We start from the raw sequence: 20,540 nt of genomic DNA, 5'->3' as shown, positions 1-20,540 counted from the left end.
AATTGGGCATTAACGGTGTAAAGCCCAATTTTGAAAGCATTAACACAGTATCGATACGGGTCATTGTTCAATCATAAAACCGCTAAAATATTGTTTGAGCTTGGCAAGCTTGGGCGGAATCACAAAATTGCAATAGCTTTGGGTCGGGTTGTTGGCGTAATAATCTTGGTGGTAGTCCTCGGCAACGAAAAACTGCGCAGCAGGATGCACTTCGGTCACCACTTTGATGCCTTGCTCATCACGAAGCTCACCAATCACACGGTCAATGGTCGGTTTTTGCTGCGCTTCATCGGTGTAAAACACCACAGAGGCATATTGTCTGCCGACATCATTACCTTGACGGTCTTGTGTTGTTGGATCATGGGTGGCAAAGAAAATATCCAATACTGTCTCAAGCGGAATAATGGTCTCATCAAAATCGACCTTAATCACTTCAATATGACCGGTATCACCGCCACAGACGGCTTTGTAGTTGGCGGTTACTTCATCACCGCCCATATACCCTGATGTGACATCGGTCACACCTTTGACATGGCTAAATACTGATTCGGTACACCAAAAACAGCCACCACCTAAAATAATTGTTTGCATAATAGTACCTTTTTATGGTTATCTCATTGGTTTTATATAAGGGTTAAAATAAATTATTAAAAGTAAAACGGGTGAAAATGTTAGAATAGCAAAGTTTACTCGCCATTCAAGTTAGGCAATGTAAACCAAGTTTCCGCTATCTAAAAACCTGACAGTTTAAGCGTTCCTTGAGCGTTTCATTGTTGAAGCGAGCATAAAACTGTCAGCGATACTAAGTCAGCGATAATGAGTCTTAGTAACGCTCAATCAGCCATAGTGAGTCAGCCGCATGAGTCAGCCCCAAGCCAAACCACCCCACGATACCTTATTTACCACGCCGCTCGATGCCGATGCGCGGTTTAGCTTTGATGAGCAAGTGGTGGCTTGTTTTCCCGATATGATTCGCCGTAGTGTGCCTGGGTATGGGCAGATGCTCGCCATGTTGCCCATTTTTGCCAAACGCCATTGCCAGTTTCGCCAAACCAATAGCGATGGCAATAAAGTCAGCCGCGTCTATGATTTGGGCTGTTCACTCGGGGCGGTGAGTTTTGCGCTCGCAGGCGAGTTTGCGCCGCAAGATTTGCAGATCAAAGCCATTGATATCTCAGAGCCGATGATTGCCAAAGCGCAAAGTGTACTGATGCAGCATTATCCTGAGCATGATATCGAGCTGATTTGTGCCGATGTGTGTGAGGTGGCGTTTGAGCGGTGCGATATGATTGTGCTCAATTTAACCTTGCAGTTTTTATCCCCTGACAAGCGCGAGCAGTTACTCAAACGCTGTTATGATGCGTTGGTTGAAGGCGGTATTTTGATTTTGACCGAAAAAACCCATTTGCTCGATGAAGCGGACGATGCGTGGCGCGTTGAGCGGTATTATGATTTTAAACGCGCCAATGGCTATAGTGAGATGGAAATCAGTGGTAAACGCAATGCGCTCGAGAATGTGCTTATCACCGATACCCTCGATTTTCATCATCAGCGTCTAGCAACGGTGGGGTTTGACCGCCATTTGACGTGGTTTCAGTTTTTAAACTTTGCGTCGATTATTGCGTTTAAGTGATGATTGCCCTTAAACAATGAAAACCTGTCAATCCTAAAAGAGTCAACCATGAACCATACCATCAAAACTGCCGAAACCGACGTCTATCTTACCTTGCTGCAATTAGCGGAAAAATACCCAGTTGCCAATGAATGGCTTGCCCAGTTGCCCAATTGGCTGGCTACCATCAAAGACAAATCACGTTACGCCCATGCGCCATTTTATCAATCGCTTATTGAGCGCTTGCCCGTAGTTGATAACGCGCAAGTAGACTTAAATCAACCCTGTATCACTGCAGCATTCGATTGGCAAGACAATGAATACAAAAAAACCCATGCGCTACTCAAACGTTTGATGCCGTGGCGCAAAGGCGGTTTTTTACTGGGTCGAGATGACCGGCAAATCCATATTGATACCGAATGGCGCAGTGACTGGAAATGGGATAGGGTACTGCCGCATATCAGCCCACTTTACGGCAAACGCGTGCTAGACGTGGGTGGAGGTTCTGGTTATCACGGCTGGCGTATGGCGGGCGCAGGGGCAAGCACGGTGATTGTGATTGACCCATCGTGTCTGTTTTATCACCAGTTTATGGCGATTCGCCATTTTGTGGGGCAGGCCGACCGTAACGATTACGGACGCAACAGGGTGCACTATGTGCCCGTACCGCTTGAAGCTTTGCCCAATCCTAGCTTGACTAGCGGGCAAGCAGGTCTGTTTCATACCGTGTTTAGTATGGGCGTGCTATATCACCGCGCGTCACCGTTTGAGCATCTTGAGCAATTATACCATCAGCTAGCAAAAGGCGGAGAATTGGTACTAGAAACCTTGGTGATTGAAGGGGATGCAACATCCGTGCTAGTGCCAAGTGAGCGCTATGCACAGATGAATAACGTGTATTTTATTCCATCGGTTGCGGCACTGTCGCTATGGCTGTACAAAGTAGGCTTTGTGGCGGTGCGCTGTGTCGATGTGGATGTGACATCGACGGATGAACAACGCAAAACCGACTGGATGGATTATCAATCTTTAAGCGATTTTCTTGACCCCAATGATAGCAGCAAAACCATCGAGGGCTATCAACGCCCGACCCGTGCGGTGATGATAGCCAAACGACCGTAACGGCACATGAACAAGTAACAAGCGTAGAGCAGTTTAAGGTAGTGGCGTTTTAGGCTAGCAAGATTTAGAGTAAGGGCGTTTAAAGCGTCCTACTAAAATACCACTCCAAGACCATTTTGATGAGAAAGCCAAAAAAACCGCCGCCCAGTGCCAAAAAAATCCAAAATGTGCCTTGCTTGCCTGCATTGTTTTTCTTGGAAATATCGTACATGATAAAAAATAAAAACGCGATAAAGATAGGTAGCAGCACATACATGCCAAGTTTGGTGATTAACTCACTAGAGACTAAAACAAACATGTTATTATCCTATGATTGTCATCAGACATTACAAAATTTTAGCGCATATTATACGCCAAAAAACCGCGTTTCCTTGTAATGGCATGTATCTTTTGACAGGATTATAATGAAAAAACCATCAAAAATTGGTATATTGAACGCCAAAATCAATGCCCATCGATTATGAGCGAGTGATAGCCTCAAATCGATGGTGATTCATTGATTTATCGTGATTTTTTAGCTATCAATCCTGCAACAAAACCTGTAAGCCAACAAAGAGAATTTCCATGTCAGAACAACAACCCGTCATTTCGCAAGCCTTAGCATTAGTGGTGGAATCACTAAAACAACAGCAAATTTTGCCAATCGATTGGGTTGATAACAGTACCATCAGCCGCACCAAAGACCAAGCGCACGGCGATTTTGCCAGTAACCTTGCGATGATAGCAGCCAAGACTGCCAAGAAAAACCCGCGTGAACTGGCACAAACCATCGTGGCGATGTTGCCTGCCTCGGACATGATTAGCAAAGTTGAGATTGCAGGACCGGGGTTTATTAACTTTTTCTTAGATGATAACGCGCGTTTTGCTATCTTAGACACCATCATGCAGCAAAAAGGCGACTTCGGTACATCCGAAGAATTTGCCGGTCAAAAAATCCAAGTTGAGTTTGTCTCTGCCAACCCAACCTCAAGCCTGCACGTGGGTCACGGTCGCGGCGCTGCGTTTGGTATGAGCGTGGCCAACTTACTAGAGGCAGTTGGCTACCAAGTCGGGCGGGAGTATTACGTCAATGATGCGGGTCGTCAGATGGATATTTTGGCAACCAGCACCTATTTGCGCTACCTTGAGCTGTGCGGTGAGCCAATTGTATTTCCCACCAATGCGTACCAAGGCGATTATGTCAAAGATATTGCCAAACCCATCAAAAAACAGCATGGCGATAGCCTAAAAACCGCTTGGGAACATATGTTACTCAATGTACCTGCCGATGCCGAGTACCAAATCGATTCCAACGGCGAAAAAGTCTGTGTCTCAGGTGATAAAGAAGCCCATATTGACGGGCTGATTGCCAATGCCAAAGCCAATTTGGGCGATAATTATCAGATTTTTCATGAAGCCGCACTAAGTACCATCTTGGCAGATATCCAAGATGATTTGGCGGATTTTAATGTCCATTTTGACCAATGGTTTAGCGAAAAATCAATCCAAGATGCCATTGTGCCTGCTTTGGAATTATTAGAGCAGCGGGGGTTTTTATACCAAAAAGACGGCAACTTGTGGTTTAAATCCACCGAATTTGGCGATGAAAAAGACCGTGTCGTCCGCCGTGCCAATGGTCAATTTACTTATTTTGCCTCGGATATCGCCTACCACAAAGACAAGCTTGACCGCGGCTATGACAAAATTATTGATGTGTGGGGCTCAGACCACCACGGCTACATCAAACGCGTGAAAGCGGCGTTGATGGCGATGGGCTATGATGCCCAGCGTATGGATGTGATTTTGGTGCAGTTTGTCACCCTATGGCGCGGTACAGAGCAAATCCAGATGTCCTCACGCTCAGGTCAGTTTGTGACCTTACGTGAGCTGCGTCAAGAAGTCGGCAATGATGCCGCGCGCTTTTACTATGTTGCGCGTAAACCAGAGCAGCACATTGACTTTGACTTAGAACTTGCCAAATCCCATACCAAAGATAATGCGGTGTATTATATTCAATATGCCCATGCACGTATTTGCCGTGTGCTTGAGCGTACTGAAGAGCGCGGTATCAAGGTCGATGACAAAGCCGGCAAAGCACACCAACATCTGTTGACCCAACCTGTTGAAACGGATTTATTGAGCTTACTGGCTTCTTACCCTGAAGTGCTACGCCGTGCTGCGGTTAACTATGAGCCGCATTTATTGACCAATTACCTCAAAGATTTGGCAAGCTTGTTCCACGGTTGGTACAACGATAACCGTATCTTACCCAAAGATGGCGAAACCCCGACCCAAGATGAGCTTGACTTGATGCAAGCGCGTCTGCGGTTATCAAAGTCGGTACGCCAAGTGATTCAAAACGGCTTAATTTTGCTCGGATTAACGGCACCGACCAGTATGTGATATGATTAAGATACGCTAAAAACGCTGTAATATTACCGTATCCCATGTCGTAGGAGATGATGATGGCAAGACCCAAAGGAGCGACCCCGCGTAAAGCGCCAAGCACGATGTCGTTTTTTGCTGCCATGTTGGTGGGCATGATATTGACCGTGGGGATTGGTCTGTTTGTTTATTTGTGGAATCCATTTAACCAAGGCAAAACCACAAGCAGCGACGAAGCGCCCATGGTGCAGCCAAAGGTGCAAGATAAACCCAAAACCAATAATTACGAGTTCTATGACTTGCTCAAAGAACAGCAGGTCAGTGCAGTCCCCGACGAGGCGGCTGCCAGTCAGCCAGTCTCGGTGCAGCCTGATGTGGTGTTGACCCAAGCTGACAGCACCAGTGCGCCCAAATCAGCGAATGTCAGTGTGGTCGATAATCCGTTGTTGTCTGATGATAACGGAACCAAGCCACGCGCTTCAGCCAACAATAGTACGATAGACACCACCACCGCTGCCGATGACAAAAGCAGTGCCGATGCCATTGTGATTGGCAATGAAGAGCCTACGCGGACTTATATCTTGCAAATCAATAGTTTTGACAATGCCGATGATGCCGATAAACGCCGTGCTGAAGTGCTAATGGCAGGCGTGGATGCCCAAATCATCAAAAAACGCTTAAGCAATGACCAAACTGTCTATCAAGTCATCTCTCGCGCCATGAGTAGCCCAGAGATGGCGGCACAAGCCCAACGCCAACTACAAAATAGCCGCATTGATTCATTGATTGTCGAGCAGCGTCGCTAGGCTGATTTGCATGCAAAAAAACCGTGTTATCGCAACACGGTTTTTTATTGTTCGGTGGCATTAAGCTTTTTTACGACTAAATTTGCGTTGCTTTTTGTTTTGCAGTTCAGTCAAGGTGCGTTTGATTTCCTCATCAGTCAGTTGTGAAATTTGCTGTAAGATATGCATCACATCCATATTAAGAATAAACCGCGCGCTTTTTGCCATGGTATGAATGCGAGCATCGAACTCAATCACCCCGCTGGCCGACACCGTAATATACCCTAGACGCTCTAGCGCATCCATAAAGCTAGTAAACAAGGCACGGTCAAAAAAATCTGGCATGTCATCTTCGTATAGCACGGATAGACGCTGACCTAGCAGATGACCCAAATCAATCACTTGATCTTTGGTGAGTTTGCCTGAGCCTTGCTGACTCAGCAGCGCAAGTACCATAAAGTAACGCTCTAAACTTTGCTCAACTGAGTTGGCAAGTACTGTCAACTGCTGATAGCTACGGGTATTCGGCTCTGGTGTGGTCAGGATGCGATGACCGTCCGCATTCACCCCTTTGTCTACGATGATGTTTTCTTCGACCAACGTATCGATATGCTCACGCAAAGTGTCATTTAGGGTGCGCAGGGGGTATTTCAAAAACAACTCTGCTTGCAAGAAGGGGTACATAATACCCACCACCCGCTCAATAGTATTTAGACTCATGGTGCCATTACGCTGTATCAATGATGCACACAGTGACGCGATGATATAAATATGCAAAATATTGTTGCGAAAATAGCTCAGTAGCGGCGCTTGACCGTCCGCAATACGAATCAAGTCACCGAGCACATGTGGGGTGCGCTCGATGAGTTTAAGCTTGACACCATAATTGATAATGGATTCTGGGCTTTGCTGGGTGATTGACACATCATCATCATACGGGATTTTTTCTGCGATACGTTGATATAGTGCCAACTGTTCACGACAGCTTTGCTCATCGAGTGCGCCATGCGGCGTGTCGAGCAGTACCAAAGATAGCAAAGTGACTGGATTAAGCACCGCAGAGCGGTTGATACGCTGCATGATTTTGATGCCCAAATTGTCAATCATGTGAGTGACATTGGCAGGCATATCACTATCGGTACGGTCTTTGGGTAGAGTATTTGGGGCGACGTCAAATTTTTTCATAAAATCAGCTAGATACAGTGGCTGACCAAAACTGACGTGCACATGACCAAAGATACGCTCGATTTTTCGGCTGGCTTTTAACAAACCCAATAGCGACTCAGATTCTTTGGGTTTACCTTTAAGCTCACCCACATAAGTGCCGCCTTCCATAATACGTTCATAACCGATGTAGGTCGGGATAAAGACAATCGGTTTGCCTGCTTGGCGCAGATGGCTTTGTATCGTCATCGCTAGCATGCCTTTTTTGGGCGGTAACAAGCGACCTGAGCGCGAGCGACCACCTTCGATGAAGTACTCAATCGGCGTGTTACGCATCAGCATACTATGCACATATTCACGAAACACCGCAGAGTACAGCGGATTGCCTTTAAAACTGCGACGCATAAAGAAAGCGCCGCCATTGCGTAGTATTTGACCTAGCACGGGAATGTTTAGGTTCTCGCCTGCGGCAACGTAGGGCACCCGTAAACCACGTTTATAAATCACGTATGACAGTAACAGATAGTCCATGTGACTGCGGTGGCAAGGCACGTAGATGATTTCATGGTCGGATGCCAGTTCGCGTACCCGCTCAAAGTGCGCCACTTCAACCCCGTCATACAACTGTGTCCATAGCCAGGTCAAAAAGCGGTCAAAAAAGCGCACGGTTGCATACGAGTAGTCACTGGCAATCTCGTTCAAATACCCACGCGCCAGTTTTCGGCTTTTGGCGAGTTCACGCGAGTTTTCTTTGCTATCGACATTCACGGCATGCTGAATGGCAGGTGTATACAGAATTTTATCGACCACATTGCGACGGTCTGATAAGTCAGGACCTAAGATGGCTTCTTGTTGCTTATCCAGATAACCTTCTAAACGCTGCTGTACCCGTGCAGTGATGGTGTGTAAATGATGGCGCTCTTCACTAGCAGCATCAGTGGATATCACGCTATCGGCTTGCAGCGCAGGGTTTTTGCTAATCTCCTCTTCGATAATGCCACGCAAATCTTTGGGTGAGTGAAACTGCACATAGGTATCCCGCCCTTTGACCCCGATATTAAATAGCTGTTTACTGATGGTGGGCACTTGCCATTCATCAGCGGTGAGGAGGTTAAACAGCGAATCTTCTTTTTCTGGCGCGCGACCCCACAAGATAGTGACAGGGATAAAATCAATGTGTAGCGTTGGGTATTGCTCGACGGCTTCAATCAAACGTAGTAGGCGAGGTGAAAATACGGCGCTGTCATCAGACAGTTTTTCTGTTTTATGGTGATGCAAAAAAATCATTGCGGTATTTTCATCAATACCATGCGCCCGATCGATGACATTGGCTAGGGCAGGGGGTAGGTCGTATTGTTTGGTTTCTAGGTCAATTAAAATACTGTTGCTACGAGAATACTCTTTGAGCACATAAAAGGTGAGTCGCTGGCTTGAGGTATTGGTATTGGCGCTTGCTAAGTTATCGCTAGCTGGCGGTAGCTTATCATCGCCACCATGGGTGCTAGCTTGGCTAATATTGGGGATGTCGCCGATAAGTTTGGATTTGACGGCGAGCCCCAATAATTTGCCAGAGACTTGTCGGTAAAGATTTTTTAACAGCGGGGTCGCAGCAGGATGGGTACCTTTGTTGTTCGCTTCGGTAGTGCCTGAATTTTTCCCTACGTGATTCATAGTATGCCTAGTGATTGCGTGAGTTTTTTCGTAAGTTTTTTAAAGATAAATACAAGGTTTAAAATATGTCTTATCATGCCATAGATTGATGAATTTCTAAACCTTATCACTCAAAAATTCTTGTATAATGAGTGACTTTAATCCATTTTATCTACCCAAAATAACGTTAATCATAAGAGTGTCTATGGCAAGCCAGCAAGATATAAACCATACCCATACGATTGATATCACTCACCAACCACAGGTGCCCGTAACAGCCGTAACGCAGCAGCTTGAGCAGCAAGCGAGTTGGCAGCAATTAGTCACGCAGTTATTGGAAACCTTAACCCTCGTACCGTATCAAGACAGTGTATTTATTGGGCAAAGTTACGACTATGTGGGTGCGCGTATTTTTGGTGGGCAAGTACTGGGACAAGCATTGATGGCAGCCAGCCATACTGTGGAGCATGCAAAACCTTGCCACTCGTTCCATGGCTATTTTTTGCGCGGTGGCGATATCAATAAGCCTGTATATTACCAGGTCGAGAAATTGCGCGACGGTCGCAGTCTTGCTTCACGTCAAGTGACAGCACGCCAATATGATGATGATAACCAACCGAGCATAATTTTTACCATGATGGCGTCTTTTTCACCGTTTGAAGAAGGGCTTGAGTATCAACAACCGATGCCAACGTATCCTGCGCCAGATGTGTTGCTGACCGAGCAGCAGCTCAAAGACCAAGTGGTAGGCAAAATACCTGATGCCCTAAAAGCGCGCTTTATGCGCCAGCGTCATATCGAAATCAAGCCAGTACAGCCGCGTGACCCAATCCATCCAAAAATCATGGAACCTAGCCAAGCCAACTGGCTACGTATCCCGCAGCTGGGCAAACAGTCAATTCAAGTGCAACAAGCACTGCTCGCATTTTCTTCTGATTTTTATTTGATTGGTACAGGGCTGATGCCACATGGGATTAGCTTTATGACTAAAGGGTTGCAAGCGGCAAGTATCGACCATAGTATGCATTTTCACCGCCCATTTGATATGAATGATTGGTTACTCTACAACATGTGGTGCGATACCACATCACAGTCAAAAAGCCTAAACCACGGTCAATTTTGGCAAAATGGCAAATTGGTCGCCACAACCCAGCAGCAAGGTCTAATGCGACTGCGCTAGTGATTCAATAATTTTACCTTATATTAAATAGTAGCCGTATAAGAGAGAAAAATATGTCCAATCCCCCAATTAGTGATACCACTCGCCAGGACATCGCCCAACAAGACAATCACCCATTAAAAGGCTTTGCTGTTATCTATGAGCAAAAAGTGGAATGGGGTGATATGGATGCGTTCAATCACGTCAATAACGTGGTGTATTACAACTATGCCCAGCGCGCGCGTATCCACTACCTTGAACAAGTTGATATGTTTAACTTACAAACCCATACCGTGATTGCTTCGTCATCTTGCCAGTATTTAAATTCGGTCACTTTCCCCGATGTGCTTTGGATTGGCATTCGTGCCAAAAAAATAGGCAATACTAGTCTGACCCATGACTATGTTTACTTTAGCACGGCCCAGCAAAAAGTCGTCGCTACCGTATCATCCGTCATTGTATTTTTTGACCAAAACGGTAAAAACAAACAACCGATTTCTGATGGTCAACGCCAACAACTTGCCGAGTTAGAAAGTCATATGGTTTAACTGTTGCTAAAATTTAATTGTTCATAAAATTTAACTGTTACTAAAATTGTTAAAAAAAGCCACAAGCATAGCAACTTGTGGCTTTTTTGTCTGATAAATTGCTATCTCGTAAATCATTCTTTGTGGCCTGGGTTGGCTACGGTTTCGACCAAGTTTAGGTTAAACCCTGATAACGCGTTGAATTTGAGCGGTGATGACAGCAAACGCATATCACGCACGCCCAGATAACGTAAAATCTGTGAGCCAACCCCAATGCTGCGGTAGGGTTGGTGTTTAAGCGGTGAGTTGGGTTTGTCAGCGACAAAGTTATCGAGCGCTTCGCCCATATCAATCGCTTGTTGATGCCCAATCCATACAAACACGCCACGCTCTGATTCGCTGATTTCTTTGAGTGAGGCATGGATATCCCAGTTACTCTTACCGCTGTTGGGTAGCTGCACGGTGAATAAATCGCGCAATGGCTGGAAGCTATGCACCCGCACAGTGCTCACGCCTTCTTGAGGGTTGCCCTTGACCAGTGCCAAATGGGTATCCTCTGAATTTTTTTCTTTAAAACGATAAGCAGTAAACTCACCAAACTCAGTTTGCATAGGATAGGTTGCAACCATTTCGACCGTTTGCTCATTGGCAATACGGTAATTAATCAAATCAGCGATGGTACCGATTTTTAAGCCATGTTCTTTGGCAAAAATTTCTAGGTCATCACGGCGCGCCATTTCGCCATCTTCTTTGATAATTTCACAAATCACTGCCGCAGGTTCAAGTCCTGCCAAGCGTGTTAGGTCACAGCCCGCTTCAGTATGACCCGCACGGTGTAGCACACCGCCATTTTGTGCCACAATTGGGAATACATGCCCTGGTTGTACGATATCTTCTGGCTTGGCAGTCGAAGACACCGCTGTTTGGATGGTTCTGGCGCGATCCGCTGCTGAAATACCTGTGGTGACCCCTTCTGCCGCTTCGATTGATACCGTGAAGTTGGTGCTAAATTTAGCGCCATTTTTATCCGACATAAGCGGTAAATTGAGCTGTTCACTGCGGTCAGCGGTGATGGTCAAACACACCAAGCCACGCGCATGAGTAATCATAAAGTTAATATCTTCTGGGCGTACATGGGTGGCTGCCATCAACAAGTCGCCTTCGTTTTCACGGTCTTCATCATCCATCAAAACGACCATTTTGCCTGCACGGATGTCATCGATAATTTCTGCCGTTGTATTAAATGCCATAAAAGTGCCTTTGTTAGCGATTTATTAAAATAACATTGATTAAAAAACTGATTGAAAAATAGGGACAGAAAATAAGCGCTATCAGCTAGTATTATTCAAACTATTGTCTAAATTAACCTTAACAATCACCTAATCAAATTGGGTGAAGCTAGTATAGGCGCCCATTTTTTATTAGATCGCTATTATAGCATTAACTCAGTTAGTCTAAGCAGCGAAATATTGATAGCCATAGACGTTGGTAGCGCACGCAGACATAAGGTTAGGGTAGATTAGTTGAAAAAATTAACAAAAATTGGTGATTTTGTATAATTTTTGAGCAAAAATTAAAAAAAACTGGTATATTATTACTTAATAATTAATAAAAATTACATTGTTAATACGTTTTAAAAAAACGCTATTAAAAAGTCATAGACGTCTAACCGATTTATTATCTAAGGATCCTGTGATGTCAGTCTTTTATCTTATCTACACGAGCAAAATTACCTTACAAGCAAGTTTGCATACGATGACGTTGCCTGATATCTATCGTCAATCAGTCGCGCGCAACACCCAAGCAAATGTCAATAGCGTACTATTTCTCAAGCAAGGCAACTTTCTACAATATATGGAAGGTAGTGAGCGCACTATCACCCAGCTATTTGACAAAATCAAAGCCGATAAAAGACACAAAAATATTCACGTCATTGAGCAGGGACAGGCGCCCAATGCGCTGTTTGGGCACTGGAAAATGCACTGCATCAATTTAGATAGCGTCAATGATATGGATGATGTCGATGATATTAGCCCCCTGCTAGACTATTTTGAAACTGCGCAATTTGATAGCGCCAGTGTACCAAGGTTGCTTGCAGATGTAGAAAACTATTATCGTTCGGGCAAATGGCAAAGGCATCAACATACCGACTTTGATAAGGGCAGTTATAGCCATGCCAAGCTGCGCCGATTGGGCTTTAAGCATCGCTATTTTTTGTGGATTCAGCTTGGGTTTTTGTTAGTGTTCTTATTGCTGGTGATATACTGGGTATTACAGAATAGGGTTCATTGGGCTGCGCTAAATCATCCGTTGTCTGCTTTGACGGGTTTTTTAGCCGCCGCTGTTCAATGATTGTCCTTTAACCACTGTATAAAGGCATAGGTTTGCTGTTCTTTGGCATTATCAGCAAAGTCAAACAATCGTGTGCCCATCAAATTATCAGGCAGATACTGCTGTGGGTGGTAATGGTTGGGGTAGTCATGAGGATAGATATAATTGGCGCCATAACCTTCGGCGCGCATCAGCTTGGTGACGCCATTACGCAAATGTAGCGGTACAGGTGATTGGTCATTTTCAGCCAGTCGCATTGCTTTATTGATCGCCTGATAACTAGAATTGGACTTCGGCGATGTCGCCAAATACACCACCACTTGCCCCAAAATAATCCGCGCTTCAGGCATACCGATGCTCTGCACGCTTCGCAGGGCGGTATCAGCAAGTAGTAACGCATTAGGATTGGCAAGTCCGATATCTTCACTCGCCAAAATCACCAACCGACGCGCAATAAAGGCAGGGTCTTCGCCCGCTGTCAGCATCCGCGCCATCCAATACAGTGCCGCATCAGCGTCGCTACCACGGACTGACTTAATCATCGCTGACACTAGGTCATAATGGCCATCACCTGATTTGTCGTAGCGTACCAGGCTTGCACCTGCCACGGCGATGACACTGTCATCAGTCACCACAATCGGTGACTGGCTACCTGGCTTAAAATTGGGGCTTGATTGAATGGCGAGTTCAAGTAAATTTAACGCCTTACGTGCATCGCCTTGCGATAGCGCAAAAATCGCTTGGCTTGATTGTATTTCAATCTTAAATTGTTTAAAAACTGCATCATCGTCAATGGCACGTTGTAGCACTTGGCTGATTTCATCTTCGCTCAAGGGGTTGAGCCGATACACTTGGCAACGAGACAATAGCGCATTGTTGACACTAAACGAGGGATTTTCGGTGGTCGCACCAATTAAAGTAATATCCCCTGACTCAACCGCCCCGAGGAGTGCATCTTGTTGTGCTTTGTTAAACCGATGAATCTCATCGACAAATACCACCGGCGGCTCGCCAAACAAGCCGTCATCTTTTGCCAGTACTTCACGCAGTTCTTTGACCCCTGCATTGATAGCCGAGAGCGGGCGAAAAGGACGACCCACCGCATCGGCTAATAGCATGGCTAAGGTGGTTTTGCCGATGCCTGCTTCGCCATGCAAAATAATCGAGGGTAAGTAACCTTGCTCAACAATACGGCGAATCGGCGCATTGGCACCGAGCAAGTGGGTTTGTCCGATTACCTGGTCAAGCGATTTTGGGCGGACACGTTGGGCAAGGGGGATTTGAGCGAGTTGATTCATCATTAAGGTATAAGTTTAACTGGATTACTTAGTCGAAGGTCTTCAGCGATTTCATTATTTTTTAAATTGGGATTGTAGTCAAGCGCAGCACTTATTTGGTAAAAGTAGCTTGGTAAAAGTAGCTTGGTAAAAGTAGCTTGGTAAAAGTAGTTTGACACAAGTAGCGTGGCAAAAATAACTTGGTAAAAGTAATTGCATCAAAAACAACGAGGGTTTTTTAAGAATTTTAGCATGCTTAAATGACAGCGGTAAGCTAACTTGTTTGATTTGTGTGACTACTTGGATTGAGAAATATTTTTCCTTTGTTAAATAAAAATAAACAGTAATGATGTGAGGCTTAATGAGCCATATTTTTAAAAAAACTACAATATTGTTAATATGACAAGTGTGGATTGACGGGTCAGTTTTTTCTTTTTACAATCTCATACTTTAGTTAATATTCAAACTGACAGTTAGTGCTCACTTTGGTATTTCATTATTATTTAATTAGGCATTATTTAATAAGACATTATTTAACAAGACAGTTTTTTATAAGACAGTTTTTTGGTAATACGGGCATCATAACGGCGACCGCATGAATTACTAGGGTAATTGACGGCTTGCGGGGTTGTTATGTTGCGGCAAAGCCATAGGCAAGTTATTAGCGAGTCGTATGAAATTACATCAATCCATCAAACCATCGACTTACCCAGTAAGCCATCCTCTGCAGCCTCTATCACGCGTGCTTACCCTGTCTGCGTTTACGGTGGCAATGGTTTCGTTGAATTTGTCCTTATCTTTGGCTGCGACTGCTGCGATCACGGTCACCAAACCCAGCCCTACCAAAACCACCCCGACAAAAACTACAACAAAAACCACCAAAACCACCAGTACCCCCACTAAAAATGCTAACAAGCCGCCTGTTAAAACATCAGCTAAAACATCGGCTAAAAATTCTGTTAAAACATTGGCTAAAACCACACCAGCAGCGGCAACTATAAAGCCCACTAGCAGATTGCAGCCCAGTACCAGTGGCGATACCGCAGAGTTTACGCCGGTAATCAATACCCCGCCCAATCCTGAGCCTGTACTCAATGCTAGCCCTGCCACGGACGCACCATCAGCAGACACGCCATCGAAAAAAACCGCGACCCGCTCCAATGAAGTCAAAGGTGGCAAAGTAGCTGGGCTCAGCTACGATCCTACTATCAATAATGGGGTGCCTTATCCGCCAAGTTATGGCCTAGATGTGCCCAGTAATTTGACACTGGCACAAGCGCAGCAGTACCTAGTTAAAGTATCACCCAAAGTCGCGGCAGACAATGCGGCAATCGTGAGTAATGAGCTGCGAGCTGAGTCAACCAAAGGCTTAAATAAACCGATTGTGTATCTGGGTGCCAGCGCCACGCATGTACATGTGGATGACAATATAGATACCACGGGCATTAAAAACAACCTAGCCAATGCCATTGACAACGCAGTCAATAACAATATTGGTAATTTACCCATCACTTTGCCACTGCCTACCACCCCTGTCGATATCGGTGGTTTAATCACCGACCCGATTCCCAATAGCATCCCTGTCAATGTCGATAAAAATAGAACAGGCGCAAATGTCACCGTGCTATGGTCTGCCTATAACGGACATAAAACCGAAGCAGTGACCAGTTTGCTCAATGGTATGACTGATGAAAGCCGTGCCGATGCTGATTTGTCACTGGATGAACAATACACCACGCTTACCAAACGCTATTTTCAAACCCAGCTTGCCATCATGGCAGCTTATCTACGCGCCGATGCGCTCAATGCGATTCGTGCCACTGACCATGCCGCGCAGCGCGCACTGGATGTGGGGCTGATTTCAAAAGTCGAGCGTTTGGAAGCAAAAAAAGCCTTAGCCGATGCCGAATACGAAAATAGCAAAGCGCTGAACGATGCTGAGCTTGCCATGACCGCACTACAGCGGTTACTGCGGACGCCATATTTTATCAAACCAACATCGCCTTTATTTGTATCCACCAAGCCGTTGCCGCCACTCAGTTATTTTCAGCAGCAGGCTAAAATGCATCACCCAGGTTTTGATAAGGTTGCCGCCAAGTACAACCAAGCTAAAGCGCTGCATGAATTTAGTGAATCCGCCTACAAACCCAATGTCACCGTCTTTGGTCGCTCTGAAATCGACGCTGACCCAAATTGGATTGCTGGGGTGTCTGCCAACTGGAAATTGTGGGGTGGGGTAGATCGCCGTACCAGTACCCAATCGAGCCTTGCCAAGCTGCACCAAGCCGAATTTAGCCAAGTGGATGTCAATGATAATATTATGTTATTGGTAGAAAAAAATTGGCAAACAGTCAACAATGCACGCGATAATTTCATTGCCTTAAATACCAATATTGAACTTGCCAGCGAGATGCTACGTTTTCGTCAGCTCGGTTTTAAAGAAGGCGTCAACACGGCCGTAGAAGTGATGCAAGCCGAGGCCAATTTGGAAAAAGCCAAAACCGAGCAAGCCAAAGCGGCAAATGATTATGTACAGGCAATGGCAGACTTGATGCAAAGCTGCGGTACGCCGCTAGAGTTTAACCGTTATATGCAGGCAGCAGATGTCAAGCTACCAGCGATTTATTTTGAACATCGTAAAAACTAATCAATTATTTTAACCCGTGTCTTTATTTCACCAGTAGGCTTACCGTATGGCTGATCCACAAAACCCAACACCAGACAATGCGATGGACAACGCTAAAGACAACACTTTGGACAGCGCTGCGGATAATGCTAATGCAGCGATGAACGCCCAAGCTGCCGATGAGCCGCACGCAGAGGACAGCCTGTCAGCCGCTACGTCGGATAGCCGTTACGTGCCGCCCACCAAAAAACCCAGTAAAATTCGCACTATCATTATTGCCTTGATTATCCTTGGGCTGATTGGACTGGTCGCATGGGGGCTAATCAAAGACAAGCGCGAAACGCGCAGCGAGCCTGTGACCATACAAGGGCATATGGAAGTAGAGCAAACGCCTGTCGCTGCCAAAGTTGCCGGTCGTATTGCCAATATTTATGTCAAAGAAGGCGATGAAATTAGCGTCGGCACACGCTTGATTGATATGGATAGCCCAGAAATCAATGCCAAGGTCGAAGAAGCACAAGCAGGCAAAGAATTAGCCCAAAGCCAACTGGACAAAGCCAACAATGGCGCAAGACCGCAAGAGATTGAAATGGCAAAATACCAGTACGATGCTGCCCAATCCGCTGCTGACCTTGCCAAAGTCACCTACGAACGTATTAATCGACTAGCGGCAGAAGGCTTGATGTCACGGCAAAAACGTGACGAAGCCTATACCAACTATGTCGCCAGTGTCGATAAAGCCAAAATCGCCAAAGCCCAATATGAGTTAGCCAAAACGGGCGCGCGCAGTGAAGATAAAACCGCCGCGCAAGCGCAAGTCAGCCAAGTAGAAGGCAAGCTTAAAGAAGCGATGGTTGCCAAAGAAGAAGCCAATCTTAAAAGCCCGATTGCGGGTATCGTGGACAACGTGATTGTCAAACCAGGTCAAGTGGTTGGACAGGGCGTACCACTGATGACCATTGTTGACCCCAAAGACCAATGGGTTGTGCTTAACGTTACCGAAAACAATCTAAACCATTTTGCAGTCGGCAGTGAATTTAGCGGTACGGTTCCTGCATTATCGGTCAACAATCAGCCTTACCGCCAAGTGTTTAAAGTGTACGCAAGTTCCGTGCTATCAGATTTTGCCACGTGGCGCCCCACCAACAGCAAAGACGGCTTTGATATGCGTACCTTTGAGATTCGTGCGCGCCCGAGCCAGTCAGATACACGCCTAAGACAGGGCATGACCGTATTGGTTGATATACCGGCAAGCCAGCAGCCAACCCAAACACAATGAAGTCAACCATGATATCAAAACTGACATCAAAACTGACATCAAACAAGCGCTCTAAACCCTCACTGACATCGTCCGCTGTGCCAAATACCAGTGACAGTGTCAGTGTCAGTGTTAGGGCTGGTAACAATGACAATGATCAAGAGCGTCATGCGCAGTTCGATAACCGCTCAGGCTTTGTGCAATTCTTTGCAGCGTTTTGGTACAGTGCGCGCCGTGAATGGGATTTTTTGGTGCAAAATCGCTGGGATTTTTCCTTGATGTTTTGGATGCCCATCATATTGATATTTTTGGTGTGGTGGATTTTTAGCAAAGGCATGGCAGTCGGGATTCCGATTGCGGTCATAGACAATGACCACTCCGCGCAATCCGCGACGATTATCCGTTATATTGATGCGACGCCTGAAGTTGCGGTGGTCAAAAGTCTTCATAGTGCCGCTGCCGCCCAGCAAGCCATCGAGACTACCGATGTCATGGCGGTGGTTGAAATCCCAGAGAATTTTTCAACCAATCTACTGGCTGGCAAAACCTCGCGCTTGCTACTCAATGTCAATGCCCAGTATGGCACGCATTCAGGCATGATACAAAAAGCGGTACAGACAGCGGTAGGTACTTTCTCGGCAGGGGCAGAGATGCAGCGGCGAGTCGCCATTGGCGAAGATGTCACCCTGACCAAAACCAGTTATGCACCGATACAATCGCAAAGTGTGGCACTGTTTAATACCGCCAATAATTATCAGCAATTTTTGGCAGTCACTGTGGTACCAGCCTTACTACATATTTTGTCGATGGTGATTGGGGCGTCAACTGTCGGGCGAGAGCTGGTCGACAAGACGTTAGGTGAGTGGTACCAGTCGCTAAAATCCCCCAAATTTGCCAGTAACCATGCCAGTAACTATGCCTTTAACCGCCCCTTTAATCCTAACCATCCTGTGACACTGGGGCACGAAAAACCCAAACTATCGCTGATTATCGCAGGGCTCAATGGCAAACTAATTTGGGCGATGTTTGCCTATACGCTTTGGGCAGCGGTGGCGTTGACCTTGGTGATGCAAATTTTTCCCATTCGCTTGGCATCCGTGGCGATTACTTATCTGATATTTTTAATGTTTATGATGGTGTCGTTTTGGCTTGGGGTGATTGTCACGGTAGGTACGTTTTCGTATCGTCAAGGCTTGTCATTTACCGGATTTATCTCCGCGCCGTCATTTGCTTTTTCAGGGGTGACGTTTCCATTTTTGGCGATGAGTCCTGCCGCGCAGCGTTGGGCAAATGCCCTGCCATTAACCCATTATCTCAACTTGCAAACCGCCCAATTACAAATGGGTGCGCCGCCATCGTTTGCCTATAGCAGCTTTATCGGATTTTTTATTGCCGTCATGATTACCTTATTGCTAGCCGCCTTGTTGACCAAAAAGGCCTTGTTGAAGCCTGAAAAATGGGGGCAACGCTGATGCCCACCCAGACAACGCCCGGCAAAGTCGACGTAAGCAAATCTGCCAACATTTGGGAGCGCGGTTTTTTGCTGCAAGTTTTGCATGTATGGCGCAGCGTGTTTCAAGACAAAGGGGTGCTCAGTATGCTACTGATTGCCCCGATTATTTATGGTTTTTTTTACCCGTGGCCGTATTCAAAAGAAGTGGTGCGTCATGTCCCTGTGGCAGTGGTGGATTATGACCATTCAAGTCTATCGCAGACCATTATCAGCTACGCCCAAGCCAATCCACGCATCCAAAGCACCATTGTAAACGATGAAAACAGTGCCAAGCAGCTGATGTGGCAAGGCAAAATTGCAGGCTACATGGTGATACCCTCAGGGCTGTATCAAAAAGTGACCACAGGACAACCTGCCAAGGTGAGTATCCTTGCCAACGGTAACTATTTTTTGCTCAATAAACAAGTACAATCGGGGTTTTTAGAAGTCATCGGCACAGTGTCGGCAGGGGCGAAAGTACAAAAAAATGTCGCCATCGGGCAAGATATCACGGTTGCCAAAAACAATATTTCCCCTGTTGCGCTGACGATTAATCCGTTATACAACCGTACCGAAGGCTATGGCAGCTATATTGTCCCTGCGGTTGCAATATTGATTCTGCAGCAGATGTTTTTGATGGGCACAGCAATGCTAGTGGGTACTTGGGCAGAGCAAGACATGCACCGCGCTTCGATGAAAACGTGGCTTGCGCGAATATTGGGCTTAGCGTGTTTTGGTTTTGTGCTCGGCTGTTTTTATTATGGCTGGGTGTTTTCCAACAATGACTATATCCGTAACCAAAATCTGACGGGTTCACTGATACTGCTTGCCCTGTTTTTCCCCGCGGTAACGGCACTGGGCTGTTTACTTGGGGTGTGGTTTGGGGCGCGAGAACGGGCGATGCAAATCTTGGTCGCAAGTTCAATGCCGATGCTGTTTGTCTCAGGGATTTCGTGGCCGTATCAAATGCTGCCTGAGCCACTGCAGTATATACGCTGGGTGTTGCCTAGCACCTCTGGGATGAATGCCTCTGTGATGCTGAACCAGATGGGCGTGCCACTGGCGTATGTCAACGTGTATCTCATGGCACTCATGATGATTTTCTTGGTTTGTTTATTGCTGCTACTTTTATTAGCGAGTAAAGAAAGTGAATCGCTAGCAGATTAATCCTTG

16 protein-coding genes are annotated in these 20,540 nt (G+C 46.0%); 11 read left to right on the top strand and 5 right to left on the bottom strand.

Annotation, left to right across the window (positions count from 1 at the left end):
* Positions 1 to 60: 60 nt before the first annotated feature.
* Complete coding sequence (gene msrA, locus RT143_RS01715) at positions 61 to 591, bottom strand: peptide-methionine (S)-S-oxide reductase MsrA (RefSeq protein ID WP_065262829.1); 531 nt, start codon at positions 589 to 591, stop codon at positions 61 to 63.
* A 268-nt stretch (positions 592 to 859) separates the two neighbouring features.
* Between msrA and cmoA the strand changes: the two genes are divergently transcribed.
* A complete protein-coding gene (cmoA, locus tag RT143_RS01710; RefSeq protein WP_313090740.1) occupies positions 860 to 1,633 on the top strand; it encodes a carboxy-S-adenosyl-L-methionine synthase CmoA in 774 nt (257 codons plus the stop codon).
* A gap of 48 nt (positions 1,634 to 1,681) precedes the next feature.
* A complete protein-coding gene (gene cmoB / locus RT143_RS01705) occupies positions 1,682 to 2,734 on the top strand; it encodes a tRNA 5-methoxyuridine(34)/uridine 5-oxyacetic acid(34) synthase CmoB (protein WP_313090739.1) in 1,053 nt (350 codons plus the stop codon).
* Positions 2,735 to 2,813: 79 nt separating this feature from the next.
* On the opposite strand, the gene RT143_RS01700 is transcribed toward cmoB, so the two are convergent.
* Positions 2,814 to 3,032: a DUF2788 domain-containing protein gene (locus tag RT143_RS01700; RefSeq protein ID WP_007117392.1), complete on the bottom strand. Its 219-nt coding sequence runs from the start codon at positions 3,030 to 3,032 to the stop codon at positions 2,814 to 2,816.
* Positions 3,033 to 3,298: 266 nt separating this feature from the next.
* Between RT143_RS01700 and argS the strand changes: the two genes are divergently transcribed.
* Entirely contained in the window at positions 3,299 to 5,116 is a 1,818-nt protein-coding gene (gene argS / locus RT143_RS01695) for an arginine--tRNA ligase (RefSeq protein WP_313090738.1), read from the top strand.
* 62 nt (positions 5,117 to 5,178) lie between these two features.
* Positions 5,179 to 5,904: an SPOR domain-containing protein gene (locus tag RT143_RS01690; protein WP_313090737.1), complete on the top strand. Its 726-nt coding sequence runs from the start codon at positions 5,179 to 5,181 to the stop codon at positions 5,902 to 5,904.
* A 60-nt stretch (positions 5,905 to 5,964) separates the two neighbouring features.
* Here the strand turns inward: RT143_RS01690 and plsB are convergent, their stop codons facing one another.
* Positions 5,965 to 8,718, bottom strand: a complete 2,754-nt coding sequence (gene plsB, locus RT143_RS01685; protein ID WP_313090736.1) for a glycerol-3-phosphate 1-O-acyltransferase PlsB — start codon at positions 8,716 to 8,718, stop codon at positions 5,965 to 5,967.
* 184 nt (positions 8,719 to 8,902) lie between these two features.
* Here plsB and RT143_RS01680 point away from each other — a divergent pair, with 184 nt between their 5' ends.
* On the top strand, positions 8,903 to 9,877 hold the full coding sequence (locus RT143_RS01680; RefSeq protein WP_313090735.1) for an acyl-CoA thioesterase: 975 nt from the start codon (positions 8,903 to 8,905) through the stop codon (positions 9,875 to 9,877).
* Between the two features lie 53 nt (positions 9,878 to 9,930).
* Positions 9,931 to 10,404, top strand: coding sequence for an acyl-CoA thioesterase (locus RT143_RS01675; RefSeq protein ID WP_313090734.1), 474 nt, complete (start codon positions 9,931 to 9,933; stop codon positions 10,402 to 10,404).
* Between the two features lie 113 nt (positions 10,405 to 10,517).
* Here RT143_RS01675 and ribBA read toward each other — a convergent pair whose 3' ends face one another.
* A complete protein-coding gene (gene ribBA / locus RT143_RS01670) occupies positions 10,518 to 11,633 on the bottom strand; it encodes a bifunctional 3,4-dihydroxy-2-butanone-4-phosphate synthase/GTP cyclohydrolase II (RefSeq protein WP_313090733.1) in 1,116 nt (371 codons plus the stop codon).
* 445 nt (positions 11,634 to 12,078) lie between these two features.
* Here ribBA and RT143_RS01665 point away from each other — a divergent pair, with 445 nt between their 5' ends.
* Positions 12,079 to 12,735, top strand: coding sequence for a BLUF domain-containing protein (locus RT143_RS01665; RefSeq protein ID WP_313090732.1), 657 nt, complete (start codon positions 12,079 to 12,081; stop codon positions 12,733 to 12,735).
* Here RT143_RS01665 and RT143_RS01660 read toward each other — a convergent pair.
* Complete coding sequence (locus RT143_RS01660; RefSeq protein ID WP_313090731.1) at positions 12,729 to 14,015, bottom strand: replication-associated recombination protein A; 1,287 nt, start codon at positions 14,013 to 14,015, stop codon at positions 12,729 to 12,731. The genes RT143_RS01665 and RT143_RS01660 overlap by 7 nt on opposite strands.
* A gap of 649 nt (positions 14,016 to 14,664) precedes the next feature.
* On the opposite strand from RT143_RS01660, the gene RT143_RS01655 reads away from it, so the two are divergent.
* The 4 genes from RT143_RS01655 to RT143_RS01640 are packed head-to-tail and all read left to right on the top strand — an operon-like array spanning position 14,665 to position 20,534.
* A complete protein-coding gene (locus RT143_RS01655) occupies positions 14,665 to 16,638 on the top strand; it encodes a TolC family protein (RefSeq protein ID WP_313090729.1) in 1,974 nt (657 codons plus the stop codon).
* A 46-nt stretch (positions 16,639 to 16,684) separates the two neighbouring features.
* Positions 16,685 to 17,896, top strand: a complete 1,212-nt coding sequence (locus RT143_RS01650) for an HlyD family secretion protein (protein ID WP_313090728.1) — start codon at positions 16,685 to 16,687, stop codon at positions 17,894 to 17,896.
* Positions 17,897 to 17,904: 8 nt separating this feature from the next.
* Positions 17,905 to 19,347 (top strand): ABC transporter permease, encoded by a 1,443-nt coding sequence (locus RT143_RS01645; protein WP_313090727.1) that lies wholly within the window; start codon positions 17,905 to 17,907, stop codon positions 19,345 to 19,347.
* Positions 19,347 to 20,534, top strand: coding sequence for an ABC transporter permease (locus tag RT143_RS01640; protein ID WP_313090726.1), 1,188 nt, complete (start codon positions 19,347 to 19,349; stop codon positions 20,532 to 20,534). Before RT143_RS01645 ends, RT143_RS01640 begins: the two co-directional genes overlap by 1 nt.
* Positions 20,535 to 20,540 lie beyond the last annotated feature (6 nt).

It is taken from the genome of Moraxella sp. CTOTU48268 (assembly GCF_032069585.1).
Lineage (GTDB): Bacteria > Pseudomonadota > Gammaproteobacteria > Pseudomonadales > Moraxellaceae > Faucicola > Faucicola cinerea.
The sequence above is the reverse complement of the archived record's forward strand: the minus strand, read 5'-3'. Positions and strand labels throughout refer to the sequence as shown.

Coding starts and splice junctions, on each gene's coding strand:
- RT143_RS01640 (WP_313090726.1), top strand. CDS start 19,347: ATGCCCACCCAGACAACGCCCGGCAAAGTCGACGTAAGCAAATCTGCC.
- RT143_RS01665 (WP_313090732.1), top strand. CDS start 12,079: ATGTCAGTCTTTTATCTTATCTACACGAGCAAAATTACCTTACAAGCA.
- cmoB (WP_313090739.1), top strand. CDS start 1,682: ATGAACCATACCATCAAAACTGCCGAAACCGACGTCTATCTTACCTTG.
- RT143_RS01655 (WP_313090729.1), top strand. CDS start 14,665: ATGAAATTACATCAATCCATCAAACCATCGACTTACCCAGTAAGCCAT.
- RT143_RS01690 (WP_313090737.1), top strand. CDS start 5,179: ATGGCAAGACCCAAAGGAGCGACCCCGCGTAAAGCGCCAAGCACGATG.
- RT143_RS01675 (WP_313090734.1), top strand. CDS start 9,931: ATGTCCAATCCCCCAATTAGTGATACCACTCGCCAGGACATCGCCCAA.
- RT143_RS01700 (WP_007117392.1), bottom strand. CDS start 3,032: ATGTTTGTTTTAGTCTCTAGTGAGTTAATCACCAAACTTGGCATGTAT.
- ribBA (WP_313090733.1), bottom strand. CDS start 11,633: ATGGCATTTAATACAACGGCAGAAATTATCGATGACATCCGTGCAGGC.
- RT143_RS01680 (WP_313090735.1), top strand. CDS start 8,903: ATGGCAAGCCAGCAAGATATAAACCATACCCATACGATTGATATCACT.
- RT143_RS01645 (WP_313090727.1), top strand. CDS start 17,905: ATGATATCAAAACTGACATCAAAACTGACATCAAACAAGCGCTCTAAA.
- argS (WP_313090738.1), top strand. CDS start 3,299: ATGTCAGAACAACAACCCGTCATTTCGCAAGCCTTAGCATTAGTGGTG.
- msrA (WP_065262829.1), bottom strand. CDS start 591: ATGCAAACAATTATTTTAGGTGGTGGCTGTTTTTGGTGTACCGAATCA.
- RT143_RS01650 (WP_313090728.1), top strand. CDS start 16,685: ATGGCTGATCCACAAAACCCAACACCAGACAATGCGATGGACAACGCT.
- cmoA (WP_313090740.1), top strand. CDS start 860: ATGAGTCAGCCCCAAGCCAAACCACCCCACGATACCTTATTTACCACG.
- RT143_RS01660 (WP_313090731.1), bottom strand. CDS start 14,015: ATGATGAATCAACTCGCTCAAATCCCCCTTGCCCAACGTGTCCGCCCA.
- plsB (WP_313090736.1), bottom strand. CDS start 8,718: ATGAATCACGTAGGGAAAAATTCAGGCACTACCGAAGCGAACAACAAA.